The following is a 17,233-nucleotide window of genomic DNA, read 5'->3' as shown; positions in this document are numbered from 1 at the left end:
AAAGGGCTTGTATTATAAAACAAAAGGATACCGCATATTCAGCATCGCTAACTATACTTTTCTTGGGATATTATCGATACTCTGCATTTTACCAATTATTCATATATTGGCTGTTTCATTCAGCAGTATGGCGCCAGCATCATCAAACCTGGTTACCTTCTGGCCCATCGGGTTCACAACCGACGCATATGTGAAAACATTCGGGAATTCAAACTTCATCAACTCCTTGATCGTATCACTTAAACGGACTGTAATTGCGACGATCATTGGTATGGTCATCATGCTCTTAACCGCATTTCCGTTGTCGAAGGAAGATATCAGTTTTAAAGGTCGCTCCTTATATACGTGGTTTTTCGTATTTACCATTTTGTTCAGCGGCGGTTTGATTCCAAGTTACATTCTGATCCAGAAGCTTGGCCTGATGAATACAATCTGGGCGCTTATTCTGCCTGGCGCACTGTCCGTGTGGAACGTTATTCTCATGATGAACTTCTTCCGCGGACTGCCCAAAGAACTTGAAGAAGCAGCCTATTTGGATGGAGCAGGTCATATCAAAACGTTGATTCTGGTCTACGTACCACTGTCGCTTCCAGCTATCGCAACCTTGTCCTTGTTTACGATGGTGTATCAGTGGAACTCCTGGTTCGACGGCATGATCTATATGTCTGATATTAAAAATTATCCACTTGCTTCTCTATTACAGACCATTATCGTTCAGCAAGATCTCAGCAAAATCAACGTCGATCCTTCCATGTTGGAAAATATCTCGCAGCGAACTGTACGCGCAGCACAGATCTTTATCGGCGCGCTTCCGATCCTGATGGTATACCCGTTTTTACAACGTTTCTTCGTTAAGGGGATCGTTATTGGAGCAGTTAAGGAATAGGCTATGCAAATGCAAGGATAACTGAGCTGAGGGAGGAAGAAGGATGAGAAAAGGACTGGCATGTATGGTGGCATGGAGTTTAATAGCTTCTCTCGTTTATCCAGCAACTGCTGGAGCAGAAAGTGTACAGGGTCAAGCGGAGGTGGGAAATGTGCAGGCGAAAAGCCTGCACTTCTCTGTTCCCTATACAGACCTGACGGGGCATTGGTCACAATCTGCAGTTACACGTTTGCAAGACTTGAATGTATTGAAAGGTTATACGGACGGTACGTTCAAGCCCAGTCAGGTCATTAGCCGAGCTGAATTCGTCATGATTCTGGATCGGGCCTTTGGTTTCACCGGTAATGCGGCGACTGGTTCATATGCGGATATGACTTCAGACGATTGGTACTATGACGTGATGGTACGAGCGAATGGTTCTGGCATCATCGAAGGGACAGACCGTGAACATCTGTCACCACAACAACCGATGACACGGCAAGATGCAGCGGTTATGGTAGATCGAGCTTTTCAACTTTCAGCCGCTACAGATGAAGATAGTGAACAATTGAAATTTCAGGATGCAGATGATATTTCCAGCTACGCAAAGAAAGCGCTTACCTATTTAGTGAACGAAAATATTCTTAAAGGTTTCCAAGGCAAATTAAATCCCGAAGCACCGATTACACGAGCGGAGACGGCAGGGTTACTGTCAGCGATGATTGCAGATGTAAAAAGTGCTCCTGGTATATATGAGTCCAGGGTAGATGGCAACTTGATTATTAATTCAACGGATGTCAAGTTGAAAAATATGGTTGTCAATGGAAATCTGCTGCTGGCAGAAGGCATTGGTGAGGGATCTGTTGTTCTTCAGGGCGTAACTGTTACAGGAAGTGTCATCATTAAAGGCGGAGGCAGCCATTCCATCAACATTAACAACTCCAAGCTGAATCGAGTAGTCGTTGGCAAACGTGGGGAACCCGTCAGAATCTCTATTACGGAAGAAAGTAACATTCAGGAGATGCATGTAATGCAGAGATCCATTCTGGAGATCTCTTCAAACAGCCTGATTGATTCCATGAATATTCATGCAGAAGCGAGTCAGACTCGAATGGATACCAAAGGTACGATCCAAAAATTGAGTGTAGATGCCGATGATGTTGTGATCAACGGAGAGAAAGTAAAACAAGGATTGCGCACATCCATGGTGGGTGAAGCCCAACCACCTGCTTCATCGCAGCCTGGTGGTTCAACAAATGTGACAAGCACACCCACACCATCTTCTCCAGACGGGCAATCACCGTCTACACCATCGACACCAAGCAATCCGGCGGGCGAAAAACCGGTTCCAGCAACAACGATTCCGCATGATCAATGGAAGCTGGTCTGGAATGATGAGTTTAACGGACCTTCGATTGATTCTTCCAAATGGACCGTGCAGGATACAGGACTCGTTTATAACAATGAAATGCAATATTACAGCCCGGATAACACTCGCATTACCAAAGATCAGAATCGAAGCGTGTTGCAGATTGAAGCAAAAAAGGGTCCGAAAAACGGTAAAGATTACAGCTCTGGCAAACTGATCTCCATGGGAAAAGGCGACTGGACCTACGGTAAGGTAGTTGTACGTGCGAAGCTTCCGATTGAAAAAGGCATGTGGCCTGCCATATGGATGATGCCAACAGATGAAGCACATTATGGTGGATGGCCTGCCTCTGGAGAAATCGATATTATGGAGCTAATTGGTGGCAAAGAGAGTAATAACAAGGTATATAGCACATTGCATTATGACAGTGTGAAGCCTGACGGCTCCCATGGACATGATCAGGGAAGCCTTACTCTTCCGAAGGGAGAAACTTTCGCTGACGATTATCACGATTTCCAGGTGGAATGGTTGCCGGGTATGATTCGTTTCTATGTGGATGGAAAGCTGCATCATGAAGTGACCAACTGGCAAACGAAGGCCGCGGGCCAACCAGAGTATTATACGTTCCCTGCTCCATTTGATCGTCCATTCTATCTGATTCTGAATCTGGCAGTTGGAGGAGACTGGCCGGGTTCACCTGAAAGCAACTTCACTTCCGAAAAGATGAATGTTGATTTTGTGCGTGTATATTCTTACAAAAATCTAGACACATGGCCTGATGTAACAACAAATCCCATCGAGCCTGCGCAACAGCGGGAACCACAAGCCGACGGCAATCAAATCTACAATGATCGTTTTTCGGAAGGGTCTGCAGACAATGGAGTGCCTCTTCAGTGGAAATTCATTACAAATGCTGATGGAGCTGGCAGTGTCAAAGTTGTAACGGATGAGCAGAAAGGGAAAGCAGCAGAAGTTACCATTGATGCATCGGGTACTGAAAACTACTCGGTTCAACTGACTCAGATGCCGATGTACATCAAGAAAAACAAAAAGTACAAGATACAATTTGATGCGAAAGCATCTGCTAACCGTACAATCATGTCCAAACTGAACCAATTTGAAAAAAGCTGGACCAATTATTCGGGTGATAACACCTTTGCACTCACGACAGATTGGCAATCCTATGACTATACCGTTAATATGCGGGATGGCACGGATAACAATGCCAGATTCGAATTTAATCTGGGGCTGGATGATACAACGGTTTCGCTGGCCAATGTCAGACTGATCGAGGTGGGTGAGGCTGATCCGTTAACTGTCGAACGAAACGCGCTACCTGATGGCAACTTTATTTACAATGGCACATTCGATCAAGGCAAGGAGCGTCTGGGATTCTGGTCAAGCAGCATTCAGGACAGTGCGGCAGCCAATATAAGTGTAAATAACTTTTCGAAATTCCCAATTATGGAGCGTCAGCTGGTTGTTGATGTTACTCAAACGAATAATGACCCACAACAAGTTTCGGTAAACCAACCGGATTTGAAACTGGAAGCGAATACAACGTATGGTTTTTCCTTAGATGCCAAGGCAGACACACCGCGAAGCATCGACATTGATGTTGTCAGCAGTAATGGGCATACAGTACAGGTTCATCAAGGACAAAACCTCTCCTTGAACCAGGAAATGAAAACATTCACCGGAGAAATCATCATTGGAGATGGAGCATCAATCGCACAATCCGAGCTAAGACTGTTATTTGGCAGTTCTAAAGGTAAGGTATATGTGGACAATGTTCGTCTGACGAAACGCGGAAAACCTCTGTCAGTGAATGGCTACGCACATGTACCTGCAACCGAAGCTTGGATGATGCAGGGCTTACAACTGGAGGACTCCGTAGAAGGAGGAAAACATGTCAGTTACATGGATCAGGGAGATCTGCTGCAATATAAAATCGATGTAGCTCACGACGGAGTTTATGTTCTGTCTGCCCGAATGGCCAGTGGAAAAAGTGATTCCAAGGTTCAGTTCAGCATTCAGGATGAACAAGGGACAACCGTTGCACAATCAGACCTGAGTCTCGGAGACACGGGTGGATGGCAAGCATATCAAACGGTGTATTTTCCAGGGGTCAACTTGACAGCAGGCAAACCCTATTATGTGAATTTTGAAGGAGCAGATTATAATACACGCTGGGTCGATATTTCACAAAACAAAATTCAGAACAGTGAGCTAACAGCTGATCTGAATCATTGGGAGCTAATTCCTAATCATCTGACAGCCTCACATGACGAGGGCGAAGGATTAACGATTAATTTGCCTGGTACAAGTGAACATTGGTGGGATGCTTTGTTGCAACAAGGTCAGATTAAACTTGATGCAAACAAAACGTACCGACTTACCTTCGGGGCATCTGTTTCAAGTCCTAAATCCATGCAAGCGGTTCTTTCTCAGAATGCAGGGGATTTTGTGAAATATTTTGAAGAAGAAGTGGAATTAACCGCAGATCAAAAGTCGTATAGTTATACCTTCACCATGGGAGATACCTCCGATTCGGCAGCTATGCTTGCATTTGGATTAGGATATCCGCTCTCTACAGGTGAACACTCGATTCACATCCATAACGTCCAGTTATATGAAGTTGATCCGAATGCAGATCAAGGAGGGCAACCTGTTCATGTTAATCTTATTCCCAATGGAGACTTCTCCAAAGGTAAGGAAGGCTGGTTTACCCATGCGGACGGTAATGCAGCGGACCTTGAGATGCAAGTTAGCAATCAACAGCTTCAAGCCAAGATTGGTCATGCAGGACAGCATCCATGGGATCGTCAAGTCATCAATGAAGGATTCGGCATACAGCAAGGTTTTAAATATAAATTGACGTTTAGAGCCAAAGCGGAGAAGTCCAGGAAATTGGGTTTGGGGATTGGATGGGTCGATGCCGCTGCCAACTATGAATGGCATGGTTTCTTTGGGGCACGAGTTGATTTGACTCCAGAAGAACAGGAGTTCACGTTTACATTTGCAACAGAAGCCAGCTATGCGAATACTCGAATCTCATTTGATCTGGGTAACATTGACGGTGTACAAGACGGCAACACAACCGTCTCATTGTCCGAGGTCAGCTTGATTAATCTGGGTCCTGCCAATTAGCTTCTGAATTCTCTATATAATGAAGAATCCGATTCCGGTATATTGGAATCGGATTTTTTGACAATCTTTCCGTCTCTATTCTATAAACGAATGAACACAAGATATAATGTCTGTATAGTTCGTAAATAACTGTGAACAAATCGTTAATTCATTGACATTGCATGTAATTTTAATTAGAATACGAAATGGACTTCAGGTTGAAAACAGATATGAGTATCTTTATGTTTAGTTTAGAGCTTAGCTGTTGAATCTTTAAATCCTAACAACGAATATAGGAGCGACAATATTACAATCCTATATGAAGATTAGGATTTTTTGTTTTTAGCTTTGGAGTATAATTTGAAAGTTGGAGGCTGGCTTTACCATGGACAAATGGTTCAAACTTAAAGAACGAGGCACGACCATCCCCACAGAAATTATCGCAGGGGTTACAACATTCTTCACAATGGTATACATAGTTATCGTAAACCCAGGAATACTCAGCAGCACAGGCATGGACTTTAACGGAGTATTCATAGCAACGGTACTGGCAAGTATTGTGGGAACTCTGATTATGGGAATATGGTCCAATTATCCAATCGTCATCGCGCCGGGTATGGGCCTGAATGCATTCTTTGCCTATAGCGTAGTTGCAGGGTATGGCGTGTCTTGGCAGGTTGCACTGGGAGCCGTATTTATAGCAGGGATTTTGTTTATTATTTTATCACTGACTTCATTCCGTTACATGTTGCTTGATGCAATTCCTGCTAGCTTAAAACATGCCATAACCGCAGGGATCGGATTGTTTATTACAACGGTAGGTTTGCAAAATGCCGGGATTATTGCCGATTCAGAATCGAATTTGATTACGATCGGGAACTTGGCTGAGCCAATGGCTTATCTGACCATTATCGGATTGATTATTACCGTTGTGCTGATGGCTTACAATGTGAAAGGCTACCTGTTCATCGGAATGGTGGTAACAGCGATACTTGCCTGGATCATGGGACTATTCCAAATGCCGGAATCGATTGTATCCATGCCGCAAGGCCTCGCGTCAACGGCTTTGCAACTGGATCTGGCAGGGGTATTCTCGAATGGTTTATATACAATCATATTTACCTTCTTGTTGATCACACTGTTTGATACGACGGGTACGATGCTCGGCGTTGCTGAACAAGCAGGATTGCTTAAAGATGGTAAATTTCCACGCTCGCGTGGCGCATTATTGGCAGATGCCGTAGGAACAACCTCAGGTGCTTTACTCGGAACAAGTCCAACATCGGCTTATATCGAATCCAGCACAGGGGTAGCTGCAGGAGGAAGAACGGGACTGACAGCGGTAACGGTAAGTGTGCTGCTTGCGCTGACCTTGTTCTTCACACCGATCGTAAGTGTAATATCAAGCATTCCGGCGATTACTTCTCCGGCACTGATCATTGTTGGATACTTTATGATTAACGTTATCAGCAAAATCAAATGGGATGATCTCGAAGAAGCATTTCCTGCTTTCCTGATTATCATCCTTACTCCATTGACGCATAGTATTGCGACAGGCATCGGCGTAGGTTTCATCTTCTATCCGGTACTCAAGCTGCTTCGTGGAAAAGGTAAAGATGTTCATCCAATCTTCTACATTTTTGCGGTATTGTTCTTCATTCAGCTTGTGTTCCTGGACCACTAAAACTGTCTTATCCTATGGAGAACTGCTCTCAACAAGCAGCTCTCTTTTTTTTACTTGTTCATACTCCGTTCATATTCCCGTCACGAAGGGGACATCTTTCATGGTTACACTATACCTATGTCGCAAGAGCGGCTCTACAGATATAAAGGACAGGAGAAGATGGATATGGCAGAAGCAGTGGATGTAACAACAACGGGGACTAAGGGCCGTAAAAAACGGAACTTATGGTTGAAAATAATAGGTGGTATTGTCGGCGCGCTGGTGCTGTTCATGGGCATCACGTTTGTCGTTCATACAATCAGTAATGGGATCGAGAAAAAGAAAATTGAATCGTATGGTCAATATGTTAATGTCGATGGAAAAAATATGAATGTGTCCATTCAAGGCAGCGGTGAACAAACGATTGTGCTACTACCTGGACAAGGAACAACGTCGCCAGTACTTGATTTCAAATTATTAATCGATGAATTGACGCCTGATTACAAAGTTGTGGCGATTGAGCCTTTCGGTTATGGGTTAAGCGACGAAACCGAGACGGAGAGAACCACCGAGAATATTGTTAGTGAAATTCATGAAGCTGTACAGCAGCTCGGTATAGATCGTTATATTCTGATGGGGCATTCCATCACGGGATTGTACGCGGCGACTTATGTGAACACGTATCCGGATGAAGTTTCTGCTTTTGTCGGGATCGATAGCAGTGTTCCAAATCAACCTGGCATGGATGTTAAATTACCTTTGAACCTAATGAAATTCCTTCAAAAATCGGGCTTAATGAGAGTACTCAACAAAGTGAGCGGTGATTCATATGCATCACTTGCATACGATGAGCATACCAAAGAACAGATGAAGTTAATTTCAAATCAAGTCTCGACGAATCCGACTTTGATTGATGAACTTAAACACCTGGGTTCCAATTTCAAAAATGGAGAAAATCTCACTTACCCTCGTGACCTGCCGATGCTCCTCTTCGTACAATCGAATAACGAGAATAATCCACAGTGGATTCCGCTGCATGAAGAACAAGTGAAACAATCGGATCAGGGCAAAATGATCCCAATGGAAGGTTCGCATTACCTGCATCATACGAAATACAAAGAAATCGCCGAGGAATTCAAATCTTATATGAAAGAAATACAATAGTATAATTGATCATTGAACTGCGGGCCCAAAATGGGTGCCGTGGTTTTTTGTTATCAGGAGAGGTTAAAATAAAGACTTGACCTTAGGTCAAACCTAAGGTTTATGCTTGTATTGTGAAAAACAGCAAAGGCGGTGAATTGGTTGAGTGATGAAATTACGATTAGCGAGCTGGCAAAGCTCATGAATGTCTCTGTACATCAAATTCGATACTTCGAAGAAAAAGGGGTGCTCAACCCTGCTTATATAGCAGAAAACCAATACAGGATGTATGGGGTTGATGAAATCTACCGTCTATCTCATATTTTGTTGCTTCGCAAAATGGGACTGTCTGTTCAAATGATCAAGGAATGTTTGAGTAATCTGACAACCGTTCAAATCACATCATTATTTCGCCAAGCGTTGGCAGACACGGAAGCAGCTATCAATCAGCTTCAGCAAACAAAGCAACTTATCAGCAAGTTGTTGCATGAGAAAGAGCATATCCCGCCTGAAGATCAAGTGACTTATTATATTGTTACTCGTGAGGAGGTTCACTTATCACTGTGGTTCCATATGGAAGCGCAAGGGTACTTGCAAGCAAGGCAACTGACCCAACATAAGGGAAACATTCCCGATTTATTTGAAGCTGACATCCATTATGCGTACGACGAGACGGACACCGTAGGAATTTATACACAAAAGGAGGGAGCAAACGATTTAGTTTTGCCTAGAGGAAAATACCTTTCTCGTCATGTATATGTACAAATTGAAGCTGAACTCAAAATGCTTACGCCGAACATCAGGGCTATCCTTATCACGGTCCACTTATTATGGTAGAGAAATCTTATTTATCTTTATTCACCCCAGAAAAGCTCCATTATGAGCTCTTGTTACAAATGATTGATTAGTTGCTCAATCATCCGCCCATGGAACACAGTACTCTTCGAGTCATTGCCCGTGAAAATGAGGAGATTGTTGGCAGCATGTGCTTGAAATGGAAGGAAGCAGATAACAGAGCAGAAATAACAAGCGTTCGTGCCAATTCTCATTGGTGGGGCCAGTGCAAAAGGGTTGGCAAGTGGAAACTGCTTCAGTTAATCACTGGTTTACATCTGCTGAAGCATACTCCTAAATTAGGCGAATGTTATGTGGAAGATCTCGTTGTACATCCACAGCATCAAGGCAAGCGAATTGGTACACAGTTGCTCCAATGGGCACAGAAATATATGTTGCAATCCAAATCAATGTCGTTTCTTAGCTTGCATGTGGCAAGTCAGAATCATCAAGCGATACAGTTATATGAACGCTATCAATTTCGCAAGCAGTATAGTACAAATAGCTTTCTGACCGGCCTGCTCTTAGGCGAAAACCAATGGCATTACATGATTTACAAAGGAGATAGTTATGTTTAATTGGAAAAAACGATTCATCTCAGTTATTGTGGCAATCTTACTGATGGTTGGTTCAGGACTGTACATAGTCGATCAAAATGATTTTGACATGGAGGAACAAACCGTTGAAATTCAATCTCCACAGGTTAAGTTAACAGGTACGCTCACGTTACCCAGAAACCATTCAGACAAGCTAGGTCTAGTACTGTTTATTCACGGTGACGGTCCGATAGACTCTACTCATGGTGAGGGATACAAACCATTATGGGAGCGACTGGCATCGATCGGGTATGCGTCCTTGTCGCTAGATAAACGGGGAATCGGGGGTTCAGAGGGAAACTGGCTAGATCAAAGCATGGATGATCGTGTTGTGGAGGCACAGCAAGCTATTGCATGGGCGAAAGAACAATCCATCATTGATGATTCCAAAATAGGCGTATGGGGTGCCAGCCAAGCAGGTTGGGTGATTCCTAAGCTTGCTGGCAAAGAACATCTCGCCTTCAGTATCTTGGTATCACCAGCAATAAACTGGTTGGAACAGGGGGAATACAACACACGCAGCCAAATGGCGAAGGAGGGTCATTCCCCCGAGGAGATTCAAAATCAGGTCGATTATGAAAACCAGATCAAAGAAATTTTAAAAAATCAGGGTACATATGAAGAGTACATCAAGATTGCTCGAGAGGATGATCTGATTTCCAAAGAACGCTGGAACTTCATAAGAAAAAATTTTGCTTCAGACGCCACGGCGGACTTGCATTATTTCAAGACCCCTGTATTACTTCTGCTTGGAGAAGATGATGTGAATGTGGACATTGTTGATACAGAACAAGCATACCGTAAAGGAATTCAGCCATCATCCTTGCTTCATGTGAAAATCTTCTCTAATACAGAACATTCGATGCTACCAACCTCTATTGCAGGCTTGGAATGGAAACAATCACTACGATTTTTGTTTGCTCCGAGAAGTATTACAGTGGATGGGTATATGGATGAAATAGAACATATGTTGACCAAGCTCTCCTTATAACAGTTACAGTTAGGGTCTCCGAGCCGGACATGATCCGGTTCACCAACCGCATGTTGCTCTGCATGGAATCAACGCCACTAGAGCAAGAGCAGAAATTACAGGCCGTATTTAAACTTATAAACTAAGTATCCTATTTCGTTCTGGACGATTATCAGCATCAGCGCAATATCTCTGCGATTCTTAAGGATCAGGAGTATCTGCCGTTTTGGCACCTGTAAATTTCTCAAACGTTGCATCCGGAAACAGTAGAATCGTTGTTGAGCCTATGACAAGCTGGGCTCTCTCGTTGCCAACATTCTCCCCATGGAATCCAATCTCATTGAAAAAGGTAGTGGATTTCACAACATCTTTCACCGGCAGGTTCATCCAGATTTTTTGTGACATGGCTGTAGCCTCCTAGAGTATATTTTCAACACTCTTACTATACTCTACCTCAATTCAAAATTACATAATCGGGTACATACGATTATGTAAGCGTTAGAAATAACCGGTATAATGAAGGATGATTTAGAGAAATCTGCATTGTTCTAATCAGTTCAAAATCCAAAAAGAGCAATCTCCAATGAGGTTGCTCTTTTGGTCACGGCTTATTTTGCCTAACGGTGTATACGCAGTTTCTTCCTCCGGCTAGAATGTATTCTCCCCGTTCAATATGAACATTATCGCCTAGAATCGTTTTGAATAAATGTAACTCATTCTTGCATAACCCGGTACATACCGCGGCCGCTTCACAGATCGGACAATGCTTTTCAATGAATAGGAGACTGCCATCATCCTGCTCCTTAACCTCGGCCATATAACCTTCATTCGTACGAATTTCGGCCAATTTCTCCAATCTCTCTCTGACTCCTGATGAATCGCCAAGATGCTGAAGATATTGTTCTTGCATATTTTTATTTCGAACATCCAGCAGCTTGTCCAGCCCTTCAGTACCAAAAGCTTCTTTCATCGAATTGATGAGGCTGACGGATAAATCCGAATATCCACTTGGAAAAAAACGATTAGCCGCGGAAGTTAATATCCATAACTTGGTGGGGCGACCCATGGGACGAGCCTCTTCCACAGTGGTAACCAATCCTTCTCCTTTTAGCGCATTCAGATGTTGACGAATAGCCATTCCGGATAACGAAAACTGAGAGGAGAGAGTGACAACATCCATTCCCCCGCGCTCTTTTAACAGATTAATAATTGCTCTCCGGGTACTGGTCGAGACATCTTTTTTGGTTTGATTTCCGCTCATGGTGCACCTCCTTGTGACGCAACTGAATCTTCATGACTAACTACATTTTAAACAAAAATGTTGACAAAGTCAAAGCCGAACTGTAGCTTAGACATTATAAACAAAAATGTTTACTAAGTATCCGGATACGATGTATACATACCAATTTTCTTGGAGGTCACATTTCATGTCGTCTAATCATCAAAGTATTTTCAGCCCGCGTTATTTTGCATTGTCCATAGGGATTATTTTATCAGTGATGGCCGTTGGATTCGAAGGTCTATCCGTAACCACCATTGCTCCTTCGATTGCTGGAGACTTGAACGGCCTTAGCCTGTTCGGATGGATATTCAGTACATATCTGCTTGCGCAGATTATCGGAACGCTGGTCGTCGGTCGAATCATTGATAAAAGAGGACCTGCAGCACCGTTCACTTTTGCACTTCTGTTGTTTATCGTAGGGCTGATCGCTGCCGCAACTGCAGGCGACATGTATACCATGATAGGATCACGGGCTCTACAGGGTTTGGGTGCCGGAGCTATGATGACTTGTGTGTATACAGCTATATCGTTAAGTTACCCGGATGAGTTGCGTGCCAAAATTCTTGGAGCATTTGGTACTGCCTATGTTCTTCCGTCCATGCTCGGTCCATATGTAGCAGGAGTTATCGCAGATCAGTGGTCCTGGCGCTTTGTTTTCTGGGGGATCTTACCTGTGCTGGTGGTTTCAGCATTGCTTAGTTTACCTGCCTTTAGGAAATTGAAAGTGCAGAAGACGGGAGGGGATAGCGGATCATCATCCACTTGGATGGCGTTACTCTTAACGTTGGGTACAGGGATTTTCCTGGTTGGTCTAAGTAGGCTTCCGAGCATTATGGGATTTGTTTTAGTCATAATTGGCTTCGTATTGATGATATTTCCTCTCCGTAAATTGCTACCGAAGGGAACACTTACGTTGCGCAGAGGAATGCCAGCTATTTTGGCAACACGTGGATTGTTCTTCGCTGCCTATACTAGTACACAGAATTTCCTGGTATTAGCTCTAATCGACGTGAAAGGAATTACACCTTCACAGGCCGGATTAATTGTCGCAAGTGCTGCATTAAGTTGGTGTATCATTGCGTATCTGCAAGGACGGTGGGATGCGGCAGATCAGGGCAGTGGACGTCATATGAGAATTTTTCTTGGGGTTTTGCTGCTTGCGATAGGGATTGCCATCGTGTTTTGGGTACCTGTTGTGACCGTTACCATCGCAGTTATTGGTCAGATCATTGCAGGAGTTGGTATTGGATTGGCGCATCCGATTAGCGGTGTTGTCGCATTTTCCCAAACGGGGGAAGAAGGCGTGGGCCAAACCTCGGCAAATCTGCAATTTGCAGATTCTTTTACACCTGGTGTAGTGATCGGCATTGGTGGTTCCATTCTTGTCGTGTGTCAGGCTGGCGGTATGTCACTTCAATCCGGCTTAATTGTAGCCATGGGTTTCCATCTCTTGTTAATCGTCACGAGTATCATTGCCAGCACTCGGATCTCACCACGCGGATGAATAAGAAAGTGGGTGTACAGACCATTGTTCACTGAAGACCCGAATAAACTATTTAAAGCTTATCGCATCATCGGAACGAAATGGACGATCCATATTTTATGTGCTCTGTCTCAAGGCCCGAAGAGATTCGGTGAAATATTCGATAGCATTCCTTCCATTTCCGAAATGATCCTCTCCAGCCGTTTAAAGGGTCTTCAACATGATCATTTGGTCAAAAGAACAATACGGACACGCCCTACACAAATTATTTATGAACTTACGCCAAAAGGAGCTGCTCTTGCAGCATTCATACCCTGTCTAATGGACTGGGATACCAAATTTCAAAATGATACCACCGGGAGGAATAAAGATGATCATTGAGGTCAGTGATACAGCATCGGACAAAATCGTTGAGATCTTATCAAGTGCGGATATCCAAAATGCCTTTCTTAGAGTAGGCGTTGATGAAGGGGGATGCAGTGGTTTATCTTATACCCTTATCGTGGATGAACAGCAGGCAGAAGAAGACATTGTGTTAAATAAAAAACAATTTAAAATATTGGTTCACGCGAACAGTATTCCATATATTGATGGTCTTGAGATTGACTATGAAGAGAGCGGAATGTTAGGCGGATTCACCATGAATAATCCAAATGCCAAAGTTTCGTGTGGATGCGGGGCCAGTTTCAGAATGGCCAATTATCGTGGCGAAGTGAAAAAATGTGATTAATGAAGGAAGGAAGGAGTGCAGAGCAATGATTTCATTTGTAATATCTGATCAAGCGATCGATTCATTTAAGAATGAATGGGAATTGGAAGAGGACCAATATGTAAGAATTTATGCAAAATATGTCGGAGGAGGCTCCGATGCTTTTACAATCGGCATAAATGCGAGTGCTACACCGGTCGATCCCGCATTGGTTCAATCCATCGGAGGATTTCATTTCTTTGTTGAAAAAACAGATGCCTGGATCCTGCAGGATGAACTTCTCCAAATTGACTGTAATGAAAATGGCATTTTTTCAAGTAAAATCTCCTATTGAACATAGGAATCATATTCTAGACCCTAATATTACTTTTTAAACATTTAAATTTACAAAGTAGAAAACTTCATGTATATTCAGGAAGTAAAAAGGTTTATTTTACCATAATAACCATCGAATTACGGAGGTGTAGAAGACAAACAACAATCAGATTGGGATTTTTGATGCTCAGTACAGGGCGCCTACAATTGGTATTATGCTGGTTCTGTCAACCGTAGCTTTCGAAGGTCTGGCTATCACAACGATTGCCGCGAAAATGGCACAAAGTTTAGAGGGCATTCATTTATACGGTTGGATCTTCAGCGCATTTTTGTTATCTCAGCTTATTGGAACATTGGTTATGGGTCAGCAGATTGACAAGCGCGGCGTTTTTACATCCATGCTGATATCTTTTAGTGTTTTTGTGTTAGGAACTGTGGTCTCCGCTATTTCTTTCGATATGCACATGCTTATTGCCGGAAGAGCCCTTCAAGGTTTTGGAGCGGGGGCCCTGATCACATGTGTTTATACCTGTGTGACGTTACATTATCCAGATACACTTCGTACTCAAATCCTGGCCGCATTCTCTATGGCATTTGTCCTACCAACCTTAATCGGACCTTATGCAGCAGGCCTTATAGCTTCCTACATCTCGTGGCGATATGTTTTCTGGATCGTTTTACCCTTGATTGGAATAGCATTGAGTCTCACATTCCGTTCTTTTCGTAATTTGCAGCTTCAGCAAGATCTGACAGGTCCAGCGCGAGCAACCGACTCAAAGATTATGTATGCGATTCTGCTTGCCGTTGGAACGGGGCTGTTACTCACAGGCCTTGGTATGATAACCGATTGGAGAGGTATATTACTCACTTTGGGTGGATTAGTCGTCATGATCACACCAATGCGTAAATTGCTGCCTGTGGGCACTTTTTCGGTAAAAAAAGGATTGCCTGCTACTTTGGTTTCGAGAGGGCTATATGTTGCTTGTTATTTTACAACGGAAAGTTTTGTGATCTTGGCACTAACCGAAGTGAAGGGGTTATCAGCTGACCTTGCTGGTCTCATTGTAGCAGCAGGTTCTCTGAGCTGGTCCGCCGCAGCGTGGTTACAAGCCAAGCTTGACGCACGAGATCAAGGTCGTGCCCGAAAGGGCAGGGTCATGACGGGCATTGGGATTATGATCGTTGGAACTGTACTCGTGATCCTGGCTCTTATTTTGACGGACGGCGGGATTATACTCATCCTTCTCTCACAAATGATTACAGGGTTCGGTGTTGGATTGGCCAACCCTACAACGGCAGCCATTGCTTTACAACATGCCTTGCCCAGGAAAGAGGGAGAAATGTCCGCGAATCTGCAATTTGTGGATTCCTTCTATATGGGAGTAAGCATTGGAGTTGGTGGCGCATTGATTGCCTTGTCTGAAACTTTACAGTGGGGTATATCGACAGGTGTTTTGATCGTGTTAACACTGCAATTACTATGGGTCTTGTTAAGTTTCTTAGCATCACTACGAATTACCAAACTCGTTCATCAAGAACATCATCCAATCAGCCAAGTGAAGGATAACATCTCCATGTAACGGATGACGACCGCGTCGTTAAATACATCATGAAGAACGGGGGGACTAATTGCATTGGGAGGTGGGTAAGATGGCACGTGTATTAGTAGTCATTACTCCAGCTGAAGGACATGTGAATCCATCGTTAGGATTAGTTACTCAGTTGATAGACAATGGTGAGGAAGTCATCTATGTGTGCACGGAGGAGTACCGTTCCCGAATTGAACAAACCGGTGCCCAGATCATTACCTATCCGTTTCCACAAGATGCCTTCTCTCATGATCCGGTGTTGAAACCCCAGGAATACAAGCATTCTTATCAGTTCATTTATATGATGGTAAGCGGTATTATCCGGAGGATCATCCCCAATGTGCTACAGGTGATCGAGGATCAAAAGTTCGATTATATGATCTTTGATTCCCTGATGGGATGGGGAGGGACTATTCTTGCAGAAAAACTGGGAATTCCTGCGGTGTGCTCGATTGCGTCCTTTGCTTTTGTGGAGCCTCTGGGGTCTAGCTCAGTTCTGAATGAGACGGAGACGAAGGAGCTTTATGAGGCTACGATGAAGATCACAACGGAGTTAGCTGAAGAGCTTCAAGTGAGTATTCCAGCCATGGAAGAGATTCCGGCACATGCAGGTCAGTTAAAGCTCGTGTACACCAGCCGTTATTTTCAGCCGCAGGCAGAAAAGCTGGATGATCGTTTTATTTTCACGGGTCCTTCGATCATCACACGTCAAGATGCTCCGACCTTCTCGTTTGAGGTGCTTCGTGAACGGTACCCGCAAACCGTGTACATTGCTATGGGTACGATTTTAAATAAAAATTTGGATTTCTATCAGCTTTGCTTTGAAGCATTAGGGGGTCTACCCGTGAATGTTGTTCTATCTTCAGGAAAGTACACGGACATGACGCCGCTGGCGGATCAAGTTCCTCCTAATTTTATCGTCAAGCCATACATTGCCCAGTTGGACATGTTGCAGCATACCGATGTTTTTATTACACATGCTGGAATGAACAGCACGAGTGAGGCGTTATATTACAACGTTCCGATGGTGATGATTCCATTAACATCGGATCAACCTCTTGTCGCCAATCGGGTACAGGAGTTGGGCGCGGGTATTACTTTAAATAAACATAACCTCAGTGCGACTAATTTGAGAGAGGCATTAACAGAAGTGCTACACAATTCACTTTATAGACGGCAGGCTTACCTCATTGGTGAATCTTTAAGGCAGGCGGGCGGTTACAAGCGAGCTGCCGAAATGATCATGAGTCATATGGGTTCAGGCCGGGGAAGTTACACAATTTAAT

General features: G+C 43.7%; 14 protein-coding genes and 1 pseudogene. 13 read left to right on the top strand and 2 right to left on the bottom strand.

Annotated elements, in window-relative coordinates:
- The first annotated feature begins 7 nt into the window (after positions 1-7).
- The 8 genes and pseudogenes from D829_RS0108035 to D829_RS34000 all read left to right on the top strand — a co-directional run.
- Positions 8-886, top strand: a complete 879-nt coding sequence (locus D829_RS0108035; protein ID WP_017688354.1) for a carbohydrate ABC transporter permease — start codon at positions 8-10, stop codon at positions 884-886.
- Between the two features lie 43 nt (positions 887-929).
- Positions 930-5,384: a carbohydrate binding domain-containing protein gene (locus D829_RS0108030; RefSeq protein ID WP_017688353.1), complete on the top strand. Its 4,455-nt coding sequence runs from the start codon at positions 930-932 to the stop codon at positions 5,382-5,384.
- 364 nt (positions 5,385-5,748) lie between these two features.
- Positions 5,749-7,047, top strand: a complete 1,299-nt coding sequence (locus tag D829_RS0108025; protein ID WP_017688352.1) for an NCS2 family permease — start codon at positions 5,749-5,751, stop codon at positions 7,045-7,047.
- A 165-nt stretch (positions 7,048-7,212) separates the two neighbouring features.
- A complete protein-coding gene (locus tag D829_RS0108020; protein ID WP_017688351.1) occupies positions 7,213-8,190 on the top strand; it encodes an alpha/beta hydrolase in 978 nt (325 codons plus the stop codon).
- Positions 8,191-8,331: 141 nt separating this feature from the next.
- Positions 8,332-9,006, top strand: a complete 675-nt coding sequence (locus D829_RS30680; protein WP_051153884.1) for a MerR family transcriptional regulator — start codon at positions 8,332-8,334, stop codon at positions 9,004-9,006.
- 146 nt (positions 9,007-9,152) lie between these two features.
- Positions 9,153-9,581: a GNAT family N-acetyltransferase gene (locus D829_RS0108010; RefSeq protein ID WP_017688350.1), complete on the top strand. Its 429-nt coding sequence runs from the start codon at positions 9,153-9,155 to the stop codon at positions 9,579-9,581.
- Positions 9,574-10,590: an alpha/beta hydrolase gene (locus tag D829_RS0108005; RefSeq protein WP_017688349.1), complete on the top strand. Its 1,017-nt coding sequence runs from the start codon at positions 9,574-9,576 to the stop codon at positions 10,588-10,590. The genes D829_RS0108010 and D829_RS0108005 overlap by 8 nt, the downstream gene beginning before the upstream one ends.
- A pseudogene (locus D829_RS34000) lies at positions 10,575-10,784 on the top strand (hypothetical protein); the annotation flags it as partial. The gene D829_RS0108005 and the pseudogene D829_RS34000, both read left to right, overlap by 16 nt.
- Here the strand turns inward: D829_RS34000 and D829_RS30675 are convergent.
- Both D829_RS30675 and D829_RS0107995 read right to left on the bottom strand, forming a co-directional pair.
- Positions 10,771-10,974 (bottom strand): hypothetical protein, encoded by a 204-nt coding sequence (locus D829_RS30675; protein ID WP_017688348.1) that lies wholly within the window; start codon positions 10,972-10,974, stop codon positions 10,771-10,773. The pseudogene D829_RS34000 and the gene D829_RS30675 sit on opposite strands and share 14 nt — an antisense overlap.
- Positions 10,975-11,170: 196 nt before the next feature.
- Positions 11,171-11,830, bottom strand: coding sequence for a metalloregulator ArsR/SmtB family transcription factor (locus tag D829_RS0107995; RefSeq protein WP_017688347.1), 660 nt, complete (start codon positions 11,828-11,830; stop codon positions 11,171-11,173).
- Positions 11,831-11,996: 166 nt separating this feature from the next.
- Between D829_RS0107995 and D829_RS0107990 the strand changes: the two genes are divergently transcribed.
- The 5 genes from D829_RS0107990 to D829_RS0107965 all read left to right on the top strand — a co-directional run bounded on the left by D829_RS0107990 (position 11,997) and on the right by D829_RS0107965 (position 17,232).
- On the top strand, positions 11,997-13,355 hold the full coding sequence (locus D829_RS0107990) for an MFS transporter (protein ID WP_017688346.1): 1,359 nt from the start codon (positions 11,997-11,999) through the stop codon (positions 13,353-13,355).
- A 349-nt stretch (positions 13,356-13,704) separates the two neighbouring features.
- Positions 13,705-14,064 carry an iron-sulfur cluster assembly accessory protein gene (locus D829_RS0107980; protein WP_017688344.1) on the top strand — a complete coding sequence of 120 codons (360 nt, stop codon included), beginning with the start codon at positions 13,705-13,707 and terminating at the stop codon, positions 14,062-14,064.
- 25 nt (positions 14,065-14,089) lie between these two features.
- The gene (locus tag D829_RS30665; protein WP_017688343.1) at positions 14,090-14,377 is read left to right on the top strand and encodes a hypothetical protein; all 288 of its coding nucleotides are present in this window, start codon (positions 14,090-14,092) and stop codon (positions 14,375-14,377) included.
- Positions 14,378-14,573: 196 nt separating this feature from the next.
- Positions 14,574-15,938, top strand: coding sequence for an MFS transporter (locus D829_RS0107970; RefSeq protein ID WP_017688342.1), 1,365 nt, complete (start codon positions 14,574-14,576; stop codon positions 15,936-15,938).
- Between the two features lie 70 nt (positions 15,939-16,008).
- On the top strand, positions 16,009-17,232 hold the full coding sequence (locus D829_RS0107965) for a macrolide family glycosyltransferase (RefSeq protein WP_017688341.1): 1,224 nt from the start codon (positions 16,009-16,011) through the stop codon (positions 17,230-17,232).
- The last annotated feature ends 1 nt before the right edge of the window (position 17,233 follow it).

It is taken from the genome of Paenibacillus sp. PAMC 26794 (assembly GCF_000316035.1).
In the GTDB taxonomy this organism is placed as follows: Bacteria; Bacillota; Bacilli; order Paenibacillales; family Paenibacillaceae; genus Paenibacillus.
The sequence above is the reverse complement of the archived record's forward strand: the minus strand, read 5'-3'. Positions and strand labels throughout refer to the sequence as shown.

Excerpts from the sequence above, each read along its gene's own strand:
- D829_RS0108020 (WP_017688351.1), top strand. The coding sequence starts at position 7,213 with ATGGCAGAAGCAGTGGATGTAACAACAACGGGGACTAAGGGCCGTAAA.
- D829_RS30665 (WP_017688343.1), top strand. The coding sequence starts at position 14,090 with ATGATTTCATTTGTAATATCTGATCAAGCGATCGATTCATTTAAGAAT.
- D829_RS0107995 (WP_017688347.1), bottom strand. The coding sequence starts at position 11,830 with ATGAGCGGAAATCAAACCAAAAAAGATGTCTCGACCAGTACCCGGAGA.
- D829_RS0107990 (WP_017688346.1), top strand. The coding sequence starts at position 11,997 with ATGTCGTCTAATCATCAAAGTATTTTCAGCCCGCGTTATTTTGCATTG.
- D829_RS0108005 (WP_017688349.1), top strand. The coding sequence starts at position 9,574 with ATGTTTAATTGGAAAAAACGATTCATCTCAGTTATTGTGGCAATCTTA.
- D829_RS0107970 (WP_017688342.1), top strand. The coding sequence starts at position 14,574 with ATGCTGGTTCTGTCAACCGTAGCTTTCGAAGGTCTGGCTATCACAACG.
- D829_RS0108010 (WP_017688350.1), top strand. The coding sequence starts at position 9,153 with ATGTGCTTGAAATGGAAGGAAGCAGATAACAGAGCAGAAATAACAAGC.
- D829_RS0108025 (WP_017688352.1), top strand. The coding sequence starts at position 5,749 with ATGGACAAATGGTTCAAACTTAAAGAACGAGGCACGACCATCCCCACA.
- D829_RS30675 (WP_017688348.1), bottom strand. The coding sequence starts at position 10,974 with ATGTCACAAAAAATCTGGATGAACCTGCCGGTGAAAGATGTTGTGAAA.
- D829_RS0107965 (WP_017688341.1), top strand. The coding sequence starts at position 16,009 with ATGGCACGTGTATTAGTAGTCATTACTCCAGCTGAAGGACATGTGAAT.
- D829_RS0108030 (WP_017688353.1), top strand. The coding sequence starts at position 930 with ATGAGAAAAGGACTGGCATGTATGGTGGCATGGAGTTTAATAGCTTCT.
- D829_RS0107980 (WP_017688344.1), top strand. The coding sequence starts at position 13,705 with ATGATCATTGAGGTCAGTGATACAGCATCGGACAAAATCGTTGAGATC.